This is a genomic window from Sorangium sp. So ce381, assembly GCF_051473845.1.
Lineage (GTDB): Bacteria > Myxococcota_A > Polyangia > Polyangiales > Polyangiaceae > Sorangium > Sorangium atrum.
This window is the reverse complement of record NZ_CP150336.1, coordinates 11,848,827-11,871,866: the sequence shown is the minus strand read 5'-3', so window position 1 is coordinate 11,871,866 and position 23,040 is coordinate 11,848,827. Positions and strand designations below refer to the sequence as shown.

Genomic DNA, 23,040 nt, shown 5'->3' with positions numbered 1-23,040 from the left:
TGCGGAATCCACCGCATGAGCCTGGCGCGCCACGCAAATCCAGCATGACTGCAACCACTTGTGAGACGATCCGATGCCCTCAGTGACCCATGAAGCCCTGGTGGAGCTGTTCAAGAACCGGCCCACGCTCGCCGCCGAGATGCTGAACGACGCGCTCGGCCATCCGGTCCCGACCTTCACGGAGGCGCGCGTCGAGTCCTCCGATTTCACCGAGATCGTGCCCTCCGACCGCCGCGCGGATGTCGTCGTCGTGCTGCTGGTCGGCGAGCAGCAACGGCCCGCGATGGCCATCGTGGTGGAGGTCCAGCTCGGGGTGGACCCGGACAAGCCCTACGTCTGGCCGGTGTACGTCACCCAGACGCGCGCCCGGCGCCGCTGCCCGACCCGGCTGCTGGTCGTGACCATCAACGCAGCGATGGCGCGGTGGAGCGCGCGGCCGATCGACACCGGCCACCCTGGCTGGACGCTGACGCCGCTGGTCCTCGGGCCCCAGCGCGTCCCGGTCGTCACCGACGCCGAGCAGGCGAAGGCGGCGCCCGAGGTAGCCGTGCTCTCCGCGATGGCGCACGGACAGAGCGAGGCCGCCGAAGCGATCGGCGTGGCGTTTTTCGAGGCGGCGGACGAGCTCGATGAGGAGCGCCGGGCCGTCTACGGGGACCTGGTGCTATCCTCGCTGAACGCAGCGGCGAGGCGGAAGTTGGAGGCGATGATGAAGAGCGGTTACCAGTTTCAGAGCGAATTCGCGCGCAGCTACGTGGCGAAGGGCCGGCAGGAGGGAATCCTCGAAGCCAAGGCGCACGACGTGCTCGTCTTCCTCGAGGCCCGCGGGCTCGAGGTCCCCGCCGAGGTGCGGGAACGCGTCCTCGCGAGCACCGACCTCGACGAGCTGGATCGCTGGGTCCGCCGCGCCGCCGTGATCAGCGACGCCCGCGAGCTCCTCGCCACGACCGGCTCCTGAACCGACGCCCCGGGCCCCCAGGAGCAGCCGAGCGCGCTGCCCCTGTCGCCAGGCGGCGATGCAGGGTGTCCCCTGCACCCCATAGGCGTTAACCAAGCTTCGCGCCGCGTTCTCCTACATCCGAACGTTTACGTGGTCGTGAACGTGGTCGTGGTCGTGGTCGTGGTCGTCAACGATAGGCCGTGAACGACCACGACCACGACCACGACCACGACCACGTTCACGTTCACGTTCACGTTCACGTAAACGTTGGTGGTCGAACGAGCTTGGCTGACGCCTATGCCCCTGCACCCCCTACTTCTCCGCGCTCGCCTCCTTGAGCGGCGGCGGCAACGCCGGCAGCCCCGGACGCGGCCGATACCCGGGCTTCCGGTACGACAGGATCGGGATCGCCTCGTTCTTGTACGGCGCGCTCTCCCCCGGCTTCGGGCACTGATCTCGTACCCAGTACACGTCGCACGCCACGATCTCGTCCTCCGGCCGCCCGGTCCGCTCATGATACCTGAGCAGGTAGTCCTGGAGGCCCGGCTTGCGAAATGCCTTGTTCCGATCGAGCCTGATCCTGTTGAAATAGTCCTGCTGGATCTGCCCGAGCCCCAGCCCCCGCGCGTCGGAGAGGTTCAGATCCGGCGGGAGCCCCGTGAACGGATCCACATGCCGGCCATCGACGGTGATCGCGTCGACGCTGATCGACCCGTCCTCCGTGATCGGGTTCGGCGCGAACATCCCCCACCCCTGGAGGATCCGCGGATACACGATCGTCGCCTGCACGAAGCTCGGCTGAGAGTGCTTGAGGAACGCAGGCACGCTCTTGTTCTCGTTGATGGCCTGGCTCACCGCGCACAGCCCGAGGTACGCGATCAGCGCCTCCCGCGCGATCGTCCTCCCGCGGGCGAAGCGCTCCGCGAGCGGCGACGGGCTCTCCACCACGCCCGCCGCCCTCCCGCGCGGCACCCGGCTCAGCCCGAAATACCGCGCGATCTCGTCGCGCCGCCTCGAGGCGACCCCGAGCAAGGCGCCCGGCGCGCCGAGGGCCAGCGCCCAGACGAACGGCCAGGCAAAACGACCTCCAGGGAGCGCCTGCACGATCTCGCGCAGCCCCGCCGCACCGCGGAACACCCGCCCATCCGCCGGGTCGCTCGCGTCGCGCACCTCGAAGAGCTCCGGCCGGGGCTCCCCTCCCCCGGCGGCCTCCGCGCCGCCCGCGGGGACAGCGCGCGCCTCCTCGAACCGGAGCAGCTCCAGCGCGTCGAGCCGGACAAGGAAGCGCATGAGGGCGAAGGCGAGCGGTGAATCGCCGTCATAAACGACGACCCGGGGCGCCGCGCGGCGGCGATACCAGCGCTCGAGCGCGTCCCAGTGCTGCGCCGTCGGCAGCAGGAACGACCAGGCGATCATGAACCAGGAGAACGGGCCGAGGCGCATCATCACCCCGAACGACCCGTGCAGGGCCCACATCCCCCCCATCGCGAGCGCCCGCGTGAAGCGGCGGCCATAGGGCGAGAGGATCCACGTCACGAGCAGCGCCTCGAGCATCAGCACGCCCCAGGTGAGCCCCTTCGTCGCCCAGAAAGGGATGAGCTCCCGCGCGAGGACGGCGACCCCGGTCACCATGCGATCGAGGTGCAAGACGTAGTGCACCGTCTCGCCGTGGCGCCAGATCTGGCCCGACTTGTTGACGACGTTGAAATAATAGATGGTCGCCAGGTTCAGGATCGCGAGGAGCACGATCCCCGAGACGTACGGCCGCTCGGCCCAGTCGGGGCGCCTCCGATCCGCGAGATCGGCGGCCGTCCGCTCCCGCCGCTCGCGGTAGGAGCGAATCAGCGCGTCGACGGAGAAGCGCCTGCCGGTCGGCATGAACATGGCCCAGCAGGTGATGATGTTGACGACGACATAGCCGCCGTTCTCGATCATCACGATCCGGTTGTCCCTGCTCGTCACGAGGATGAACGACAGGATCGAGAACAGCCGCGTGTTCCATCCGACGAAGTAGCAGAGAAAGCAGAAGAGCGAGAGCGCGAACGCGACGTGGACCTCTCCCGTCGACGAGAACGCGTGATACAGGCTGAAGTTGTATCCGCTGCTCGGGTGGAAGAGGTGATAGTGGTTGGTGAGCACCCCGTCGTTGCTGTAGATCCAGCTCGCCTCGGCCCAGTGGCGCACGCAGTCGGCCGAGAGGAGGAAGCCGAGCACCAGCCTGAACAGGCCGAGCGTGCGGACGTCGATGGTGCAGTAATGCTCCTTGATCCATCGCCCCACGCGCCGGAGGCGCCCCTCGGCCGGCCGCCTCGGAGCCCCGCCCTCGGGCGCTCGCGGCGCGCCCTCACCGCCCGGCGCGCTCTCCCGCGGCTCGCCGTCGCCGGGCGGAACATCCGCTGTCGACGCGCCCTCACCGGGCGGCACATCTTCTGTCGGCGCGCCCTCACCGGGCGGCACATCTTCTGTCGGCGCGCCCTCACCGGGCGGCACATCCGCTGTCGACGCGCCTTCGCCGGGCGGCGCGTCCGCGCCACTTCCGAGCGCCGCGTCGGGGTCCGCGGCGCTCGGGTCCTCGTCAGGCCGACCCATCCGAGCGCCTCAGTTCGGCTTGCCGTGGTGCCGGAGGACGCTCGGCGCGAAGGGTAGGCCCCCCTCGCCCAGCTTTCCCGTGCCACCCCGCGAGTGCGAGAACAGCTTGTCCCGCTCGAAGCTGGTCGGCGCGGGCTCGCCCGGCGCGGGGATCGGCGCCGAGACCCAGTACGCGTCGAAGCCCCCCAGCGACGCCTCGCGCCCCGTTCCGGACGCCTGAGGTCCGCCCTTCGCGAGGTAGTCGCGGAAGGCGCGCTGGTAATCGGACCACTCCGGCCGCCGGATGCGATCGAGGTAATCGGACCAGAGCTGGCCGAGCCGCGCCCCGGGGTTCCCGGCAGGCTGGAGCCGCGGCTCCTCCCCGGTCAGCGGATCGATCGGCTGCGACGCGCGCGTCTGGCCGTCGATCACCATCAGCGCGTTGTCCCGCGGCGGCTCGGGCGCCATCACGTTCCACCTCGCCAGCATGCGCGGCCACGACGCCACGCCCGCGAGCACCGCCCCCTGCGGGACGGCCGCCGCGCCGGGCAGCGGGTTCTCCTTCGCCGTCTGCGCCAGCACCGCGGCGAGCACCACGAGCACCGCCGCCTCCCGCAGCGACCCCAGCGCGAGCCGCGCCGTCCGCACCGCCGGCGCAGGGCCGTCCGGAGCGGGGCCCGCGTCGCCGCCGTCCGCTTCGCCCTCGTCCGGCAGCGGGATCCCGCACGCCTGCCGCCCGAGGAGCTCGCTGATGCGGTGCCTGCGGGCCGCGACCACGTCGTAGAGCGCGTTCAGGAGGTGCGAGACGCCCGGCAGCTTGAGCGGCCAGGCGAGCCAGCCGAGCGGCAACGCCAGGAGCCCCTCGGTCACCGCGCCGCCTCGCGTGTAGACGCGCCCCTTCCGGTCGATCGCGAGCGCCGTCCGCTCCACGAGCTCCGGCGTGACCTCCTTCGGCATCGGCACGCGCTCCGTGGCGCCGGTCTGGTTGCGGACGTAGAGCTCGTCGAGCGCGACATTGCCCTGGAACGTCAGGTGCTCGCGCAGATCGAGCCGCTTGACGAGGCGCGCCAGCAGGAGGCAGACGCCGCAATCGGCGTCGTACACGAGCGTGCGCGCGCGCCCCTCGCTCCAGGAGCGCTCGTACGCGTCCCAGAGCTCCCCGGGGAGCACGATCGGCGCCGCGGCGGCGAGCCCCCAGCCGAACAGCCCGAGATCGAAGAAGACCCCGAGGATCAGCCCGTGCAGGACCATCAGCGCGGCGGCGGCCCCGCGCGTCCAGCGGAAGAGCGCCGGGACGAAGAGCAGCGCCGGGATGGCGAGCTGCATGGCCCACGTGCCGAAGGTGAGCCCGCGCAGCGTGCCGAGCGGCAGGGCGTCGCGGAGCCAGATGCCCGCGTCGCTTGCCAGGCGCTCGGCGTGGAGCGCATAGTAGAACGCCGTCCCGTCGCGCCACGCCGCGCCGCGCTGCTGGAGCGCCGTACAGAGGTAGATCAGGGCGAGCTGCAGCAGCACGGCCAGCGCGGCGAGCGACGTCGGCGACCACCCGGGCAGGCGCCCGGCCGCGATCTCGGCCTCCGAGACCCTCGACCTGTCGTTCAGCTCCGTGTCGCGCTTCTCGTCCCGCAAGGCGAGCGAGGCGCGGAGGCTGTCGAGCGAGAAGCGGCTCCCGCACGGCAGGAACGCCGTGAGCGCGAGGATCGCGATCGCCGCGTAGTTGCCGGCGTTCTCGAGCAGGATGTTCCTCGACGTCAGGCTCACCAGCACGAGCAGGGAGAGCACGTGGAAGACGCGCGTCCGGTGGCCGATGAGGAACAGGGCGTAGACGACGAGCGCCAGCGAGAAGGCGAAGTGGGCCTCTCCCTCCGTCGAGATGGCGTGGAACAGGCTGAAGACCTGCTGTTTGCCCCGGAGGTTGAAGAGGTGGTTGTGGTTCGGGAGGACGCCCTCGTTCGAGTAGAAGTCCCGCACCCATCGCCACCGCCCGAAGAGGTCGGCGATAAGGACCAGCCCGAAGGTGATGCGAAACAACCCGAGCGAACGGGCGTCAAGACGCAAGAAGTGATCGCGAAGTGATTTCACGGAGAGTCCTCGACACGGAATCCGTAATCCGATGCGTGCTCGAGCACAGGGACGCTCGGCTTACGCAAGAGCAGGGAGCGCACCGTCCAGAGATCGCCGAAGACGCGGTAGCGCAGCGCGGTCTGGTCGAGGTAATCGACGCCCGCGGAGCCGCCCGTGCCGGTGCGCCGGCCGATCACCCGCTCGACCATCCGCGCGTGGCGCTGCCGCCAGATGAGCATGGCCTGCTCCATCTCCAGGATGCGGTCGAGCACCTCGCGCGGCCACGCGAGCCGGGGCAGCTCGCGGTAGCTCTCGATGAAGACGATCGCCGCGCGGATCGCCCGGCGCTTCTCGCGCGTGGCCTCGTCGGCCGCCGGATCGTCCTCGGCGAGCAGGAACGCCTCGGCGGCCGCGCTCTCCGCCTCGTAGCGCGCGCGGAGCCGCTCGACGTCCGGCGGGGTGAGCGCCTTGTCGATCGCCATCTGGACGCGGCGCTCGTTCTCCTCGCGCATCGAGCGCGTGTAGCTGCGCAGGAAGCTCAGGACGCCCTCCGGCTCGCTCGATCCGTCGATCGGCGTCCGCGAGAGCCACTCGTACAGGGTGTGCTTGAGGCTCGGCCCGCTCGCGAGCCGCGCCTCCACGCGGCGCGTGGCCGCCGAGGGCGCGCCGTCCGCGGTCTTGAGCGCCTCCTTGTAGCTCCCCTCCCGGCCGAGCGGGATCCGGAGCGCGTCGTCGAGGCCCAGCACGAGCTCGATCTCGCGCAGCTGCGCCGACTGGAAGCCGCTCGCCGGGATGAGGCGATCGCGGAAATCGAGGTAATCGCGGGTCGTGAGCGTCTCCATGACCCGGAAGTGCTCGATCGCCTGCTCGAAGATCGTGACGACCCGCCGGAACGAGCGCGCAGCGGAGGCGAGCTTCTGATCGGGCACGGGGTTCTGGCGGAAGAGCTCGCGCGCCGAGGTGAGCTCCCGGAGGATGAGCTTGAACCAGAGCTCGTAGATCTGGTGGACGACGATGAACAGGGCCTCGTCGTTGCCGACCTTCTGCTCGTCGTCGTCGAATCCACCCTGGAGGGCGAGCAGCTCCTCGACGTGGATGTAATCCCAGTAATTCATGTCGTTGGTGATTCGAGAGGCGCCGCCAGCAGCGTTCGTGCGGCGTGTTCGCAGCAAGCGGTGCGCCCGCGCCACGAGCGGCGCCGGGAGTCTACTTCCCGCCCCCCGGGAAACGGAAGGGCCTGGCACGGGTCGCACGGATTGCGCGCCTGCGCAAAAAGCAACGTGATGCGCCGCCGGGCGAGCGCGCGCGACGCGCCTTGCCGGGCGAGCGCGCACGGGCGGCCTCCACCGAGGAGCGTGCGCGGCGCGCTCAGGGCGCGCTCGCGCCGGGCGGCGGGTCGGCCGGGGCGCGCCGCACGCCGTCGGGGCCCATGTCGACGGGCGGCGCGTAGCTCTTGAGCTCGGCCCGCTCGTAGCTCGCGCCGCCCGCGGCCTCGATCACGACCACGCCGACGTCCGGGCAGAACGTCGACACGTAGCGCGCCGGCCTGTCGCCGAGGCGCTCCTCCACGGTCTGCACGCACCCCGTGAACCGCCCCGCGGGCACCTCGATGGCCACGTCGACCGCGGCGATCCGCGCGCGGCCGCCGTGCTCGCCGGTCCACGTGGTGCCGGGCGCGATCGGCTCCTTGAGCACGAAGACGCCCGTGTCGCTGCGGATCACGCCCTCGCCGGTGAACTCGAAGCGCTTCACCCCCGAGGGGAACCGGAGCTCGCCGCTGCGCGCGTCCGCGCGGTGCACGCGCGCGACGAGGAGGCCCTGCTCGCCGCCCTCGCTCAGGGTCGCGTAGTGGTAGATGTGCCCGTCGACGAGCGGGAAGTAGCGCTCGGCCCGCGTGCCCGAGGTGGCGCCTTGCTGCCCGTCGGGCGCCGCGTCCCACACGACGGGCCGACCCGGGCTGGCGGCGCCCCCGCAGGCGCTCAGCGCGAGCGCGAGCGCGGCGAGCCAACGCGCGGGGCGGCGGCCTGAGGGACGTCCGGGCTCGGCGTTCACCCCGCTGCCTCCTCGGTCGTCACGGGCGGGGTCGTCACGGAGACGCGTGGCCGTGGGACCAGTACCAGAGCGCGAGGAACGCGAGCAGCGCCATGGCCGCGACGAGCAGGACGACGGCGAGCGGGTCGGGGTCGATCCGGCGCAGCAGCGCCCGCGCCGCGCGGCGGACGTCGTCGTGCTCGGCCTCCTTCGCGAGCCGCCCCGCCTCCGCGCGGACCAGCGCGTAGTCGCCGCGCTCGAACGCCTGCTCGAGGCGCTCGATCTCGGGATCGCGAGGGCCCGCCGGCGCGTCGTCGCCGGGGGGCGGCGCCGCCTTCTCGTCGCGCCGCTTCCTGCGCTTCTTCGGCGGGCGCCGCGGCTCGGCGTCGGCCTGCGCGTCCGGCGGCGAGCTCGGATCCGGCTCGGGCCGGGCGTCGGTGTCGGCCTGCTCCGTGTCCGTCACGTACAGCTCTCGGTGGTGATGTAGGCCATGGCCGAACCCCGCGGCAGATCCCCGGGACGGCGCAGGCTACCCCAAGCCCGGCCGCGCGTGCCCGAAAAAGGCCGGAAAACCCGCGGTCCGCCGGCGCTTGCCGCCGGCGGGCCGCCCGGGCGCGCCGGTGGCAAGCGCCGGGCGCGCGGCGCGCTCATCCGATACTCCCCGGCCTACTCGAACGGCAGCCGGTCCCGCTGCCGGTCGACCTCGGCCGGATCCGGGCGGTCTCTCCAGGGCACCATCGCCTCGCCCTCGCCGCTCACCACGCAGCGGAGCGCCTCGCAGGCGGCCCGGTAGTACGCCTTGCGACCGCAGCCGACGGCCTTGAAATGGCCGCCGAGCTGCTCCTCGATGCGGACGTCCCTGTCGGCGCAGTCGAGGTCGGAGGTGGCGCGCGCCCGGATCATCGGCATCGCGTTCGCCGGCACGTTGGCGACGCTGCACGCCAGCGAGAGCGCGCCGGCAAGGAGGACGGCGAGGGGGGCGAGGGCGGCGAGAGGGGGCGGGCGCACGGCGAGAGCCTAGATCACATCGGGAGATCGCGCCGACTCATCTCTGTTCTGTGCCGGCGGCGGCCATCCTCGTCCAGGCCGGGTGCGGTCGTCGTGCCGGCGGGTCGCGTCGTCATCGCGGCCGAGCCCGTCACACTCCGCGGCCGAGGTCGACCCGACACGTGCGTAGATCGCCGCTCCAGAAGGCAGCTACGCTCGCCGGCTCATGAGCAAGGTTACCGCGCTCGGGATGGACACGATCACCGAGAAGTCGGGGCATCAGATGACCGGCATGGCGGTGAGCGTATGCACCACGCCCGCAGCGCCGAGCCCGGTGCCTATCCCCTACCCGACCGTGGGCACGGTGTCCGAGGGGATCATCGACGCCCCGATGCGCACGAAGATCACCGGCGCGAAGATCCTGACCGTGGGTGGCTGCATGAAGGCGTGTCACGGCAACGAGCCAGGCACGCTGAAGGAGGTCGTCAGCCTCAACACGGGCGGGCCGTGCTTCCCGTGGCTCGGCGCGCCCAACGTGCTCATCGAGCTCGGCATGGCCGGTATCACCGGCAGCATGGGACAGATGAACAAGTCGATCACCGTCGGCGCGAGCGGCAGCGCGAGCGGCGCAGGGGGCGGGGGCGACGGGGGCGGCGGGGGCGGGGGCGGGGCAGGAGCGCCGGGCGCGGGAGGGCCGCAGGGCCCGAGCAACGGCGGGGGCGGGGGCGGCGGGAGCAACCAGGGTGCAGGGCCGCCCAGCCCGCCGGCAGCGCCGGCCGCGGAGGGGCAGGCCGGAGCCGGCCACCCGGTCGACGTGATCACCGGGACCCTGTACACGCCGCCGCGCACGGACTTCCTGCTGCCCGGCTTCCTGCCGGTCGCCTGGACGCGCTTCTACCGGACGTCGTCCGTCCGCGATCACGTCGGGCTGGGCCATGGCTGGTCACACGCGCTCGCCTGGCGGGCGGAGCTCAGCGACGGCGTGCTCACGCTCATCGACGAGACGCTGCGCCGCACGGCCATGCGCGAGCCCGACGCCGGCACGGAGCTGCTCCTGCAATTCGGACGGCGACTGTGGTGGCAGAACGGCGCGCTCGTCGTCGACCTCGACGACGGGCTGCTCCGCGTCCTTCGGCCCGCGGGCGAGGCCGGGCAGTACCGGCTCGCGGCGCTCCGGGATCGGTTCGGCAACGCCGCCGAGATCCGCTGGGACGACGGCGAGGTGGTCGGCATCGTCGACTCCGTCGGGCGCCGCGCGTGGCTCGATCGCCAAGGGCCTTACAAGGTCTGGTGGGTCGAGATCACCGGTGAGGACGGCGACGTGCACCGCCGGCGGCTCGTGACGTACGAGCTCGACGAGGCCGGCGATCTCGTGCGGGTGATCGACGCCGGCGGCGCGGAGGTCTGCTACGCGTACGACGAGGAGCATTACCTCGTACGGGAGCGCCAGCCCGACGGGCTCACGTTCCACTTCCGCTACGCCGACGTGCTGGGCCAGCGGCGGTGCGTCGAAACGTGGGCGGACCTGGAGGGCGCCGACGTGCTCGTCGCGATCGGCGCGCCCGAAGCGTCCGCCGCGGAGCGGCCGCGAGGCCTCTACGCGATGCGGCTCAGCTATGGGCCCGGCCCGTTCGAGGCCACGGTCCAGGACGGCCTCGGCGCCCGGTTTCGCTACCGGGGAAACGCGCTCGGGCTCGTCGAGCGCTACGAGGATCCGCGAGGCGGGTGGAAGCAGCTCGTCTACAGCACCCTGGGACAGGTCGTGCGCTCCGTGACACCGGACGGCGGCGAGCGCCGGGCGTACGACGCGGCGGGGCGCCTCGTCGGGTTCGAGGACGCGGAGGGCCGCTCGTTCTCGCTCCGGCGCCGCGACGGCGACGGCGCGATCACCGAGGTGCGTGATCCGGCCGGCGAGCGGTACGCGCTCGTCCCCGGGCCGCACGGTGAGGTGATCGAGCGGATCGATCCGCTCGGCGCGAGGACGTCGTACGCGTACGACGCGCGCGGTCAGGTCACCGCGATCACCGGTCCGGACGGCTCGGCGGAGCGGTTCGTCTACGACGCGCGCGGCAACCTGGCCGAGCGCACGTGGCCGAGCGGCGCGACGTTCCGTTACACGTACGATCTGCTCGGGCAGCTCGTGCGCGTGGAGACGCCACGCGGCGCGGTTTACGAGCTCGAATACGACAGCCGCGGCCTGCTGGTGCGGGTGAATGGGCCGGGGGGCGTCGTGGTCGAGCACGGATACGACGACGCTGGCCGCCGCGTCGCCACGCGCCACCCGGGCGGCGGCCTCACGCGGCTCCGCTACGCCGGGGGGCTGCTCGTGGAGGAGATCAAGGCCGACGGCAGCCGCTTTCGTTATGGATACGACGCGCTCGCCCGGCTCGCGTGGATCGAGAACCCCGCCGGCGAGCGCCTCTCGATGGACCGCGACGCCTGCGGCAACGTCGCCCGGAGCAAGACGTTCTCCGGCGTGCTCACGGAGTACGAGCACGACGTGCGCGGCCGCGTCGTGCGCGCGGAGGTGCCCGGCGCCGTGGTCCGGCGCTTCGTGTACGACCGCACGGGCGCGCCGGTCCACCGGGAGGACGGCGACGTCGTCACGACGTTCGCCTACGACCCGCGGGGCCTGCTCCGCCGAGCCACGCGCGGGGCGACCGAGGTGCTGCTGGAGCGCAACGCGCTCGGGCGTGTCGCGCGTGAGGAGCAGCGGCTCGGCGGGTTCCGCTTCGTTGTGGAGCGGGCGTTCAACGCCAAGGGCCACACGGTGGGCCGACGTTACTCGACGGGCTGGGAGATCAAGCTCGAGCGGGAGCATGGCAGCGGCGTCGCGTCGATGACGATCGAGTCGGCGGCGGGGGTCGAGCGCATCCGCGTCGAGGAGGACGGCCTGGGCCGCGAGGCGGCGCGCGTGCGCGAGGGCGGCTATGCGATCCGCACCACGCGGGACGACAGCGGGCGGCCGGTGGTCATCACGGTCGAGGACGCCGCGGGCCGGCCGCTGCGCGAGCGTCGGTATGCCTGGAGCGCGGCCGGGCCGGTGACGGAGGTCGAGGACAGCGCACACGGCAGGCGCCGTTACGCGCTCGACGTCTACGGCCGCCCGCTGGCGGTCACGGGGCTCGGGGTCGAGGAGCAGCTCACCTACGACGTGAACGGCACGCCGGTCACGGGGTCGGGCGTGGTCGTTGGGCCCGCAGGCCGCGTGCAGCGCACCGAGACCGCGGCGTTCACGTGGGATGGGCTGGGCCGCCTGTCGGGGCGCGCTGCGCCGGATCGGCGCGGCACCTGGGCGTATACGTACGACGACCTGGATCAGCTCGCGCGCGCGGAGCGCGGCGACGGCCTGGTGGTCCAGTACCACTACGACGCCTTCGCCCGGCGGCTCGGCGAGGTTCGCGGCGATGGCACCAGCATCTGGTACGGCTGGGACGAGAACGCGCCGGTCGAGGAGATCGGCAGCGACGGCCGGTCGGTGCGCCGCGTGTTTGCGGACGACGAGCACACGCCGCTGGCGGAGGCCGAGGCGGGCGGCGCCTTCCGCGGCGTCGTGACGGACGCGGCGTCGACGCCGTGGCTCATGGTGGATCCGACCGGCGCGCTCGCCTCGCTCGATCTCGGCGCGCTCGGCGCGGTGGGGCGCGCCGAGGGGAGGTTCACCGGGCTGCGCTTCGCCGGCCAGCGGCAGGACGAGCTCACGGGGCTCTGCTACCAGCGCGCGCGCTGGTACGCGCCCGAGCTCGGGACCTTCACCACCGCGGACCCGCTCGGACCCGACGCGTCGGCGTTCGAGGTGGCGTTCGTGCCCAACGTAACGGCGTGGATCGACCCGCTGGGGCTGGTGATCCTGCTGATGAGCGATGACTGGCAGTGCCGGCACGGCGCGCAGTCACGCGCCGCGAAGACCGGCCAGCGCATCGTGCACTGGAGCGAGCTCGGACGAACGCCGAACGTGCTCGCGGGCGAGCCGCACATCGATCTCTACGGGCATGGCGACCCGGGCTACCTGTTATACCGCGACTCGTATGAGCGGTGGAGAGGGCCATGGATGAACGGCCAGCAGCTCGGACAAGCCATCCGGGACGCCGGCTTCAGGGGCGAGACAATCCATATGACCCTTTGCCATGGAGGCACGGATCCGCCGGGGTATCCAGGAGCCTCTGTTGCCCATCACGTCGCCATGACGACAGGCGCAACGACCATTGGCTGCGTCGGCGACAAGATGTACGATCATCCAACACTGCCCGGTGTGACGATCGCGGGGTCGCGCGGCAGGATGATGACATTCGAGCCAACGTCGTCGCCTCATAGAAACGGCTGATTCGCCCAGGAGAGGCCAATGCCCGTCACGATGTGCGCCACCCTCGCCGAGCCCCACGCCACGGGAACGGATCTCGTCTTTTGCGTTCCGCTCGCGCTCGCCTGGCGCAAGCTGCAGGATCGCTTCGGCCCGCTGCGCTTCGACCCGCAGACGTCTCTTGCCGACGCAATGAACCGCGTTCCTCTCGACGAGGTCGTCAACCCCGCGTGGTGCGTCACCGGGGCTGGCTTTGGCGCCGAGGGAGTCCTCGAGCGACTGCGCAGCGAGCTCCATGCCAAGTTCCCTGACGCCAATCCGGAGCTGCTGCCCAGCAACCTGGCGCCTGACGAGCTGCTCGCTTACGGCTATCTCTCGCGCGATCTCCAGTTCCCGACGGTCTTCGCCGTACGAGATCTCTGGTTTCAGGGGCGGTATGTCCGCGCCTTCGGGATCAACGACGGCCCTCATCCCGACAACCCCGCCCGCCACGCGCAGGTCATCGCGCACGACTATGTGTCGTCGGACGAGTTCGTCATCGAGCTCTGCGCGGGCGACACCGAGGATCGCATCGTCATCGCCCAGATCCCGCCCTGCAGTCGGCTCGGCGTGACGGTGGGGGCTGCGCTCGACCGGCTCGAGCGGCTGCGCCCCGAGGACCGCGCGCTCCGATCCGACGAGGAGCTGAGCGTTCCACGGCTCCAGTTAGACGTCTTCCGACAGTTCGACGAGCTCACCCATCGGCCTCTCTGCAATCAAGCTCTTCAGGGCAGGTGCCTTGATGAAGTGCAGCAACGGGTGAAATTCAGGCTCGACGAGACAGGCGCCAGTGTGACCGCGGAGGCGGTCATTCACGGGTATGGGGCGCCGGCGCGGAAGCGCTATTTCATCGTCACAAGACCTTTCCTGCTGATGCTGATCTGCCGCTCCGCGCCCATTCCGTACCTCGCGCTCTGGGTCGAGACCACGGCGTGGATGCAGGAGCAGCCGGCGCCCGCGCCCCCGGCATTCCCCCCGTTCGATCCATCGTTATGGCCGGGGCCTCACCTGCGCTGATCGCGCCCCGCTCCCTCCGCCCCGTCGCGCACGCTCTGCACACGCGCCGCAGAGCGGCGGTCACCCGCACAGGAGACGGGTCCAGATCGGCGTTTTCGGCGCGGAAGCGCACTCCAGTGCGCTGAGCACCGAAAACGCCGAGATGGGCCCGTATCCGAAGCGGGTGACCGTCGCTCTCAGAATTGGAAGTATACGAACGGGACCGCGGCCGCGCTCGCCGCCTCGTGGAGCCCGATCGCCACCAGGAACAGCAGCGCGCCCTGCACCGGCGCCGGCGCCGCGATGAAGGCGCCGCGGGCGCGCTCGTAGAGGCGCTCCGGCACGTAATGGGACAGGAGCGCGACCCCGAGGAGCCCGACCAGCACGGGCGGGAGGTTCGGGTGGAAGGTCGTCAGCGTGCCGATCTGCCGCAGGATGAGCACGGCCTGCGAGAAGGTCGGCACGCGGAAGAAGATCCACGCGAAGCAGACGTAGTGGAACGTCAGCAGCACGCACAGCGCGCGGACGGGGAAGCGGACGAGGAAGGAAGCGAGCGGCGAGCTCGCGGTCGCCCCCCCGCGCTCGCCCTCGCCGGCCGATCGTCGGCGCTGGACGGCGCGCTGGAAGGCGCGCGTCACGGCGAGGCCGAGGCCGTGGAGGAAGCCCCAGAAGACGAAGTTCCACGATGCCCCGTGCCAGAGGCCGCCGAGCAGCATCGTGATCATCAGGTTGCGGTACGTCGCCAGCTCGGAGCCGCGGTTGCCGCCGAGCGGGATGTACAGGTAGTCGCGGAGCCAGGTGGAGAGCGAGATGTGCCAGCGGCGCCAGAAATCAGCGAGGTTGTGCGCCTTGTACGGCGCGTCGAAGTTCTTCGGGAACCGCACGCCGAGCAGGAGCGCCGAGCCGATCGCGATGTCGGTGTAGCCCGAGAAATCGCAGTAGATCTGCGCGGCATAGCCGTAGACGCCCGCGAGGACCTCCAGGGCCGAGTAGTTCTCCGGGCGCTCGAACACGCGGTCGACGAGGTTGAGCGCGAGCTGGTCGGAGAGGACGACCTTCTTCACGAGGCCGATCGCGACGAGGAACAGGCCCGCCCCGCCCTCCTCGAGGGTGAGGCTCGGGGCGCGCTCGAACTGCGGGAGCAGGTCCCGCGGGCGCACGATGGGCCCGGCGACGAGGTGCGGGAAGAAGGCGACGAAGAGCAGGTAGCGGAGGTAGCTCTTGTGGGGCGGGAGCTCGCCCCGGTACACATCGACGACGTAGCTCATCGACTCGAACGTGAAGAACGAGATGCCGACCGGCGGCAGGAGCACCCGGAACGCGTGGCCCACGCTCGCCGGCTCGCCCGTGAGCAGGGCGCGGAGCGCCGCGGCGTTCTCGAGCGCGAAGTTCCAGTACTTGAAGAACCCCAGGAACCCGAGGTTCAGCACCACCGTGGCGACGAGCATCGCGCGCCGCGCCCGGGGCCGCTCCTCGCGGGCGATCGCGCGGGCGAGGAAGAAGTCGACGGTGGACGAGGCGAAGATGAGCGGCAGGTAGCGCCAGTCCCAGGCCGCGTAGAACCCGTAGCTGACGAGCAGCAGGAACACGAGGCGCGGCCAGGCGCCGGCGTACCGCACGAGCGCCCACGATCCGACGAAGACGGCGGCGAAGAACTCGGCGTAACGGAGGGTATTGAAGAGCACGGCCGGTCGGAGTCCGGGTCAGGCTGTGGCGAGGGGCGCGGCGCGCGGCAGGGCCGAGCGCGTTGTCGAGGAGGAGCGGGCTACCCGGGCGGTGGGGGCCGTCTACCACAGGGGGCGCCGCGCGGTCGCTCTCCTGGCGCGGCCCGATGGCGCCGCGCGGTCGCGCTCACAACACGGCGCCCTGCGGAACGACGCGGAACGACGCGGAACGACGCGGAACGGCGCCGGGGACGCGACCGCGCGGGGCCGCGTTTCAACGGCGGCATGGCGCCGCGCCATGTTGAACGGCGCCCCGCGTCGTGCCAAGGATGGATCTGATGCTGGGTCGCCTGATCCTCGGGGTTGTGAAGGGGCTCATCGTGGGGGGCCTGCTGGGCTTCGCGCTGGCGAAGCTCGGCTTCGCCGCGCCGGTGGCGATCATCGCTTACGTGGCCGCGGCGCTCGCCGGGGTCCTCGTGGGGCTGATCGCGGGCAAGCCCATCTGGGCGAAGGACGCGAAGATCGAGGCGGGGATGAAGGCCTTCGTCGGAGCGCTGCTCGGCGCTGGCCTGATGTACGCCGCGCGCAGGTGGCTCACGGTGCCGGTGCCGGTGCCGCTCGGCGAGCTCGGGGGCGCGAACCTGTCGCTCGGCGAGGCCGCGGGGAGCACCGGGACGTTCGGCGGCCTGGCGGTCACGTCGCTCGCCGCGATCGCCGCGCTCCTCGGCGGCTTCTACGAGGCCGACAACGACCCCTCGGACGAGGAGAAGCCGGGCGCGAAGCCGGCGGTGAAGGCGGCGGCCGGGGGCAACAACAAGCGCATCGCCGCCTCCGCCGCGGCGGACGAGCTCGACGACGACCTCGAGGTCGAGCCCGAAAAGAAGCGCGCGAAGAAGTAACCCGTGCCGTTCGCGCGGGCCCTCCTCTATGCCGCGTCGCTGGGCGCGCTCGCGCTGGTCGCGCGCTCGCTGCTCGTCGCGCCGGTGTCCATCGCGGTCGCGTGCGCGGCCATCGCCGGCTACGTCGCCCTGATCCTGTGCGGGGTCTTCTTCCTCGGGCTCGGCATGTTCGTCGACGTCGTGAAGCGCGGCCCGCCCGGCGCGCGGGGCGTGGCGCTGACCTTCGACGACGGGCCGAGCCCGGAGCACACGCCGGCGGTCCTCGCGCTCCTCGACGAGGCGGGCGTGAAGGCGACGTTCTTCGTCATCGGCCGCAAGGCCGAGGCCCACCCGGAGCTCGTCCGCGAGATCGCGGCGCGGGGTCACGCCATCGGCCTGCACAGCCACGCGCACGACCGGCTCTTCTCGCTGCGCTCGGCCCGCCGGGTCGAGCGCGACCTCCGGCAGGGGCTCGACGTCATCGAGCGGATCACCGGCGCCCGCCCCACCTTCTTCAGGCCGCCCGTCGGCCACACGAGCCCGCGCATCGCCCGCGTGGTGGACGCGCTCGACCTCGACGTAATCGGCTGGTCGGCGCGGGGGTTCGACGGGCTCCCTGGGGCGGACCCCGGACGGGTGGCGGGGCGGATCATCCCGGGGCTCCGCGACGGGGCCATTGTGCTGCTCCACGACGCGGCCGAGCGCGACGACCACGCCCCCGCGGGGCCCCTGGCGCTCCCGCGCATCCTGGCGGCGATGGAGAAGCGCAACCTGGTCGGGGTCCGCGTCGACGCGTGGCTCGACGACGGCGACCGGGACGCCTAGACCATCTCCATCGGGTGGCGCTACGCTCGGTCCAATGGCCGCGCCGGTGAGTCTGACGCTCTTTGCGCATATCGCCGGGAGACCGGAGGACGAGCTCGACCTCGCCGAGGCGGCGCTCCTGATCGACGACGCCGCGTACCCGGGCCTCGACATCCCGCACTACCTCGGCGTGCTCGACCGGCTCGGCGGCGAGGCGCGGCGCGCGGTCGATCGCCCCCTGCGCGCCGCGGAGGCGACGCCGGGCAGCGGCCCCATCGAGCAGCTGCTCCGCTGGTTCTACGGCGACCTCGGGTTCCACGGCAACTCCGGGGACTACTACGACCCGAAGAACAGCTACCTGCACGAGGTCCTGGATCGCCGGACGGGCATCCCCATCACGCTGGGCGTCGTCCTCCTCGAGGTGTGCTGGCGCGCGGGCCTCGAGGCCCAGGGCGTCTCGTTCCCGGGCCATTTCCTGGTGAGGACGCCGGTCCGCGGCGGCGTGCTGCTCATCGACCCGTTCGAGGGCCGCCTGCTCGGCCGGGACGACCTGCGCGCGCTGCACACCCGCGCCACGGGCACCACGCGCGATCCGGATCCGCGGCTGCTCGTGCCCGCGCAGAAGCGGCAGATCCTGGTGCGCATGCTGAACAACCTGCGGTCGATCTACTCGAGCCGCTCGGACGCGTCGCGGCTGCGCAGCGTGCTCGAGCGGATGCAGGTGCTCGCGCCGACCGACGAGCTTCGGAAGGAGCTCGATCAGATCGGCGGCGAGCGCCCCTGGCCGTCTGCGGGGCGGGACGTGAACTGACGTGAACTGACGCAGGCCGACGTGGGCCAGCGTGGCCTCACGGCGGCTCGCTCGCCTCGCGCTGCGCTGCGCCCGGCAGCAGCACCACGAACCGCGCCCCGCCGTCCGCGCCTCGCTCGACCCCGATCGAGCCGCCGGCCGCCTCCACGAGCCCCCGGCACACAGCGAGCCCGAGCCCCGTCCCCTCGCCGACCTCCTTGGTCGTGATGAACGGCTCGAACAGCGTCTCGCGGACCGCCTCCGCGATCCCCGGCCCGTTGTCCTCGACCTCGATCCGCGCGCCCCCGCACGCGCCCCGCGACGCGCGCACCGCCACGCGCCCGCCGACGCGCGGCGCCGCGTCGGCCGCGTTCAGGAGCAGGTTCAGGAGCACCTGCACGAGCTGCCCGTGCGCGAGCGGCACGGCCGGCACGTCGGGCGCGACGTCCCGCGTGAGCTCGATCGCGCGGAACGCCCTCTGCGGGGCCACGAGCGAGACGACATCGTCGATCGCCTCCGCGACCGACCCGGAGGGGCGGCGCCCTGCCTCTCCGTCATCGCCGGCCTCGGCCGCGCCGCGCGCCGCGGGCCGGGCGAAGTCGAGCAGGTCGCGCAGGATCTTGTGGATCCGCTCCGTCTCCCGCTTCATCCGCTCGACGAAGTCGCGCTCCTCGGCCGGCGTGAGGCCCCCGGCGAGCAGCAGATCCTGCAGGCCGAGGATCGCCGCGAGCGGGTTGCCGATCTCGTGCGCGAGGCCCGCCGCCAGGCGCCCCACGGACGCGAGCCGCTCCGAGCGGACCAGCCGCTCCTGCGCGCTCTTCAGGTCCGCCGCGTAGCGCTCGACCTCGGCGATCTTCGCCCGCAGCGACTCCTCGTCGGCGCGGAGGCGGCCCGTCATGAGCGCGAGGCTCGCGCCGAGCTCCGCGAGCTCCCGCGCGCCGGCCCGCGGCACCTCCAGGTCGCGCGCCCCGCCGGCCACGCGGCGCGCGGCCTGCGACACCGCGTCGATCGGCCGCACCACGAGGTGCGTCATGGAGATGTACGCGAACACGAGCAGCGCCAGCGCCACGATGCCCGTGTAGAGCGCCACGATCCGCACGAGCGGCGCGGCGGCCACCGTCGACGGGTCGGTCGGCACCAGCACGGCCACGGAGCCCGTCGACGCCGCGGGCGCGGGCTCCGCGAGAGACGCCGCCTCGCGCGCAGGCTCCGGGACGACCACCAGGAGCGCGTCGCCGCGCGCCGTCCGCACCGTCTTCAGCACCTCCGTGCCGGCCTCCACCGAGGCCGGCAGCGCGGCCGCGATCTCCGGCTCCCCGGCGCGGCCCGAGAGCGCGCCCGCCGCGTCGTAGACGCCGATCGCCGACGCCCCGTCCGGGCCGAGCTGCGCCTCGAGCAGGAGCGAGAGCTCCGGGGCGGACCGCGTCGTCCGCGCCGCGGCCACGTGCCCGGCGATGGCGCGGCCGATCGCGCGGGCGCTCGACGCGCGCGCGCCGCTCATCGTGGCCCGCGTGAGGCTCGCCACGGCGAAGAAGAGCGGCACGAACGCCAGGAGGAGCAGCGCGCCGATCGCGAACAAGAGCTGAAGCCGGATCCCGAGCCGCACGGTGTTGTCTGCCCCCTGTCGTACCGTCCTCGCCCAGCTCGGCGCCCGCTCGTCCGTGGCAGCGCGCCGGGCTCGGAGGAACGACCTCTCTGATAGCGGCATGCGCGCCCATGGCAAAGCTCGCGAAGCTCGCAAAGCGCGCAGAGCGCGCAAAGGGCCAACCGATGGCTGGGCCTGCTGCCCCGCGCCTGCCGGGTGCCCGCCGCTGGGACCAGACGTAAGCGGCGTGAACGATCGGAACGCCGTGAGCGGCGTGAACGATTGGAACGCCGTAAGCGGCGCAAACAGCGTGAACAAACGCGAACAACGCGAACCGCGCTGGCTGCTACAACGGCGGACCTCTTCCGCGCTTGATCGCTCGCCGAGAGACGTGACATCATGGCTGGTTCAATGGGGATACTCTTATGAGCTTGCTCGAATCCTCCTCCGACGTGATCGACCCCCACCATGTTCCTTTCCTCGCTGGCTCCGCCGCCCGTGACGCGCGCCCGTCGACCGGTCGGCGAGACCGCTCGACCGAGCGCGCTGGGCTGGCCGTGGCGAGCGACGCCGATCACGACCTGCTCCGTCTCGAGATCGAGCTCCTCCGCCGCGGCGGCCGGGACGCCCTGGAGCTGCGCCGGGAGCTCGCGGCGTTCTTCTTCGTCGTCATAGCCCTCTTCGGCGTCGCGCAGCTCGTCCGGGATCTCATCCGCCCCGATCTGCCGCCGCTGCTCCAGATGGGCTATTCGTGGGGTTTCTTGCTGCTGCTCCTCGTGCCGATCGGGTGGTTCGCCCGGCGGCAGCCGCTGCCGCTCGCGCGGCTCGGCGTGACGCTCTCGGGCGCGCGGCATAGCCTCCGCGAAGCGCTCGTCATCGCCGCCATGGCCTTCGCGGCGTGCCTCGCGCTCCGCGCGGGCCCCGCCCTGCGCGGCGAGCCGTTGCTCGACTGGGGCTCGGTCGCAGGGTACTCGCGCCTCGAGTTCGCGATCTTCCTCGCGAGCTACGGGCCGCACTGCCTGCTCCAGGAGTTCATCGCGCGCGGCGTGATCCAGACCTCGCTCGAGCGGCTCCTGCCCGACGCCGGACGCCTCGCGCCCATCGTGGTCACCTCGGTGCTCTTCGGCGTGTTCCACCTCTACGTCTCGCTGGCCTTCGCGGTCATCACCTTCGCCGCGAGCGTCCTCTTCGGCCTCTTCTACGCGCGCCACCGCACCCTCGTCGGCGTCACCGCCGTCCATCTCACGGTCGGTCTCGCCAGCGTCGCCGCTGGCCTCAACTGACGGCAGCGGCTGGAACAGCCGTGTTCGCAGCGACGATCTCGCGCACTCGCGCCCGCGTTCGAGCCTCCACCGACGGCGGCCCTCCGGCGCACGCAGAAATGATGGATACAGCGTAGCTGTCCAGGAGAGCGGGGCGTGCTGGAGACTTTTGTCGCCCCACGTCGGCACCGTGAATTGTCATTGACAGCCGCGGATCGCTTTGCTCTTCATTGTAATGCCGCCCTTCTGAGCCGACCGGGACGTACATGACCGCCGCATGCTCCGCGACCGCCCTCTCGTACGAATCCATCCGCGTTTCGGGCCAGCGTGGCGTTCGTCGGGACGGAGGCGGCCTTGGCTCGCGGGATTGAGCTGGATCGTTCGCGCTATCCGCTGGTCGTGATGCGGGCCGGCGAGCACTACACCCAGGACGATTGGGACGTGCTGATGCGCGGCATGATCCAGCTCATCGTCTCGGGGCCGTTCGGCCTGATCAACGACACGCGCGGCAGCAGCATGCCGAACGCCGTGCAGCGGCGAGCCGTCGCGCAGATGTACGTCGACTACGAGAAGCAGGCGCGCGCGCACCTGCTCGCGTCCGGCATCGTGGGCGACTCCAGGCTGGTGAACGGCATCCTGACCGCGCTCAACTGGCTGAAGCCGCCTCCGCATCCCGTCAGGGTCTTCTCGTCCATCACCGACGCGGAGCGCTGGGTGCTCCAGCATTTCAACTTCGAGCTCCGCCAGCAGGCCCTGGCGCCGAGCGTCGAGCACAGGGCCGGCTGACCCGCGCACGAGCGCACGCGAGCTACTGGCACGGCGCGAGCATGGCGCCCTGGGCGGTGACGATCGCGCGCCCCATGTTCGCGCCTGTTCATCGAGCACCTGCGCTCCGCCCGGCGCGAGCGGCTCGGGTGGACCGCGATGGCGGCCGGCCTCTGCGCCCACCGGGCGCGGGCGAGCACCCGCCGCCACCTCGGCGAGGCGTGGCGAGTCGCGGGGTGAGCGAGGGGAGACGGGAGAACGATGAGGATCTCGCAGGACGGGAGATCTGGCGACCGTTCGCGTGAACACGTCGTAACCATGATAAGGTGCCAGTACCGTGTGCCCGACGTCCGAGCCCAAGCCCGCTCCCCGCGGGGAAACACCGCCGACCAGAGGCCGCGCGCGCCGCTCGCGGAACGACAAGCTGCCCGAGCTGCTCCGGCCGTTCTTCTGGGAGTACGACTTCGACGAGCTGACGTGGCAAGCCGACCGCGCGATGATTATCGAACGGCTCCTCAGTCGCGGCTCCTGGTCCACGTGGCGGTGGCTCAGGGACGAGCTCGGAGACGGCTCGCTACGCGACTTTCTGACCAAAACCAGGGGGCGCGCGCTCGCTCCGCGTCAACTCCGGTTCTGGCAGATCATCCTGGAGCTTCCGGAGAAGAGCGTTCGTTCGTGGATGGACGACAAGAAGAAGTCCATCTGGTTTTCGAGGACCGGTCATGAAGCTACACCGAGGAATCCTCACCGCAGCACAACGGAAGGCCCTGGATCTGCTCGGTCCTCCGGCAACGTCTCGCGGCCTTTACCTCGGCGGCGGCACCGCCCTGGCGCTGCGCCTGGGCCATAGGTCTTCTATTGACTTCGACTGGTTCTCAGATGCGCAGCTCGGCGATCCGCTGTTGCTCGCCGAAAAGTTGAGAATAGCTGGGGTACCATTCGCGACGTCCATGATCGCCGAAGGGACGCTCTACGGGACCGTCGCAGGCGTGCAGACCAGCTTCCTACAGTATCCGTACAAACGCCTCCGAGGCCTGGGGAAAGCACGCGAGTTCAGCATCGCATCACTCGACGATCTCGCCAGCATGAAGCTCAGCGCCATCGTCGATCGCGGCTCGAAGAAAGACTTCGTGGACGTCTTCGCTCTGTGCACGAAGCACCGTCCGCTCCATGAGTTGATCGGACTCTATCAACAACGCTTCCAGACGGCCGACGTTGGCCATGTGCTCGTCGCTCTCAGCTACTTCGACGATGCCGAGCGGACACGGATGCCACGAATGTACTGGGATATCGACTGGAAGACGATCAGGCGAAGTGTCGAGAGCTGGATCCGCGACGCCGCTAGAAGACTATGAGGAGCGGTCGCTGGT

Annotated in this window: 17 protein-coding genes and 1 pseudogene; 10 read left to right on the top strand and 8 right to left on the bottom strand. The window is 71.5% G+C overall.

Translation table 11 applies throughout. The annotated features are described in order from the left end of the window. Nucleotides 1–73: 73 nt before the first annotated feature. On the top strand, nt 74–958 hold the full coding sequence (locus WMF29_RS44525; protein WP_437326105.1) for a hypothetical protein: 885 nt from the start codon (nt 74–76) through the stop codon (nt 956–958). Nucleotides 959–1,252: 294 nt separating this feature from the next. Here WMF29_RS44525 and WMF29_RS44520 read toward each other — a convergent pair whose 3' ends face one another. The 6 genes from WMF29_RS44520 to WMF29_RS44495 all read right to left on the bottom strand — a co-directional run bounded on the left by WMF29_RS44520 (nt 1,253) and on the right by WMF29_RS44495 (nt 8,608). After that, a complete protein-coding gene (locus tag WMF29_RS44520; protein WP_437326104.1) occupies nt 1,253–3,529 on the bottom strand; it encodes a hypothetical protein in 2,277 nt (758 codons plus the stop codon). Between the two features lie 9 nt (nt 3,530–3,538). Then, entirely contained in the window at nt 3,539–5,587 is a 2,049-nt protein-coding gene (locus tag WMF29_RS44515) for a DCC1-like thiol-disulfide oxidoreductase family protein (RefSeq protein ID WP_437326103.1), read from the bottom strand. Then, nucleotides 5,584–6,696 carry a tryptophan 2,3-dioxygenase family protein gene (locus WMF29_RS44510; RefSeq protein WP_437331237.1) on the bottom strand — a complete coding sequence of 371 codons (1,113 nt, stop codon included), beginning with the start codon at nt 6,694–6,696 and terminating at the stop codon, nt 5,584–5,586. Before WMF29_RS44510 ends, WMF29_RS44515 begins: the two co-directional genes overlap by 4 nt. Before the next feature lie 241 nt (nt 6,697–6,937). Continuing rightward, nucleotides 6,938–7,621: a hypothetical protein gene (locus WMF29_RS44505; protein WP_437326102.1), complete on the bottom strand. Its 684-nt coding sequence runs from the start codon at nt 7,619–7,621 to the stop codon at nt 6,938–6,940. A gap of 34 nt (nt 7,622–7,655) precedes the next feature. Next, nucleotides 7,656–8,063 carry a hypothetical protein gene (locus WMF29_RS44500; protein WP_437326101.1) on the bottom strand — a complete coding sequence of 136 codons (408 nt, stop codon included), beginning with the start codon at nt 8,061–8,063 and terminating at the stop codon, nt 7,656–7,658. 203 nt (nt 8,064–8,266) lie between these two features. Then, nucleotides 8,267–8,608 carry a hypothetical protein gene (locus tag WMF29_RS44495; RefSeq protein ID WP_437326100.1) on the bottom strand — a complete coding sequence of 114 codons (342 nt, stop codon included), beginning with the start codon at nt 8,606–8,608 and terminating at the stop codon, nt 8,267–8,269. Nucleotides 8,609–8,813: 205 nt separating this feature from the next. Here WMF29_RS44495 and WMF29_RS44490 point away from each other — a divergent pair, with 205 nt between their 5' ends. Both WMF29_RS44490 and WMF29_RS44485 read left to right on the top strand, forming a co-directional pair. After that, nucleotides 8,814–12,911, top strand: coding sequence for a PAAR-like domain-containing protein (locus WMF29_RS44490; protein WP_437326099.1), 4,098 nt, complete (start codon nt 8,814–8,816; stop codon nt 12,909–12,911). Nucleotides 12,912–12,929: 18 nt separating this feature from the next. Further along, nucleotides 12,930–13,943: a hypothetical protein gene (locus tag WMF29_RS44485; protein WP_437326098.1), complete on the top strand. Its 1,014-nt coding sequence runs from the start codon at nt 12,930–12,932 to the stop codon at nt 13,941–13,943. 176 nt (nt 13,944–14,119) lie between these two features. Here WMF29_RS44485 and WMF29_RS44480 read toward each other — a convergent pair whose 3' ends face one another. Beyond that, on the bottom strand, nt 14,120–15,607 hold the full coding sequence (locus WMF29_RS44480; RefSeq protein ID WP_437326097.1) for an MBOAT family O-acyltransferase: 1,488 nt from the start codon (nt 15,605–15,607) through the stop codon (nt 14,120–14,122). 317 nt (nt 15,608–15,924) lie between these two features. Between WMF29_RS44480 and WMF29_RS44475 the strand changes: the two genes are divergently transcribed. The 3 genes from WMF29_RS44475 to WMF29_RS44465 are packed head-to-tail and all read left to right on the top strand — an operon-like array spanning nt 15,925 to nt 18,079. Then, nucleotides 15,925–16,485, top strand: coding sequence for a hypothetical protein (locus WMF29_RS44475; RefSeq protein ID WP_437326096.1), 561 nt, complete (start codon nt 15,925–15,927; stop codon nt 16,483–16,485). 3 nt (nt 16,486–16,488) lie between these two features. After that, a complete protein-coding gene (locus WMF29_RS44470) occupies nt 16,489–17,289 on the top strand; it encodes a polysaccharide deacetylase family protein (protein ID WP_437326095.1) in 801 nt (266 codons plus the stop codon). Nucleotides 17,290–17,323: 34 nt separating this feature from the next. After that, a complete protein-coding gene (locus WMF29_RS44465) occupies nt 17,324–18,079 on the top strand; it encodes a transglutaminase-like domain-containing protein (protein WP_276596780.1) in 756 nt (251 codons plus the stop codon). Nucleotides 18,080–18,116: 37 nt separating this feature from the next. Here WMF29_RS44465 and WMF29_RS44460 read toward each other — a convergent pair whose 3' ends face one another. After that, entirely contained in the window at nt 18,117–19,664 is a 1,548-nt protein-coding gene (locus WMF29_RS44460; protein WP_437326094.1) for an ATP-binding protein, read from the bottom strand. A 404-nt stretch (nt 19,665–20,068) separates the two neighbouring features. Between WMF29_RS44460 and WMF29_RS44455 the strand changes: the two genes are divergently transcribed. The 4 genes and pseudogenes from WMF29_RS44455 to WMF29_RS44440 all read left to right on the top strand — a co-directional run bounded on the left by WMF29_RS44455 (nt 20,069) and on the right by WMF29_RS44440 (nt 23,025). Then, nucleotides 20,069–20,926, top strand: a complete 858-nt coding sequence (locus tag WMF29_RS44455) for a CPBP family intramembrane glutamic endopeptidase (RefSeq protein ID WP_437326093.1) — start codon at nt 20,069–20,071, stop codon at nt 20,924–20,926. 333 nt (nt 20,927–21,259) lie between these two features. Further along, on the top strand, nt 21,260–21,691 hold the full coding sequence (locus tag WMF29_RS44450) for a hypothetical protein (RefSeq protein ID WP_437326092.1): 432 nt from the start codon (nt 21,260–21,262) through the stop codon (nt 21,689–21,691). A gap of 316 nt (nt 21,692–22,007) precedes the next feature. Beyond that, nucleotides 22,008–22,214 (top strand): annotated as a pseudogene (locus tag WMF29_RS44445) (DUF6922 domain-containing protein); the annotation flags it as partial. Nucleotides 22,215–22,392: 178 nt separating this feature from the next. Next, nucleotides 22,393–23,025 (top strand): nucleotidyl transferase AbiEii/AbiGii toxin family protein, encoded by a 633-nt coding sequence (locus WMF29_RS44440; RefSeq protein ID WP_437326091.1) that lies wholly within the window; start codon nt 22,393–22,395, stop codon nt 23,023–23,025. The last annotated feature ends 15 nt before the right edge of the window (nt 23,026–23,040 follow it).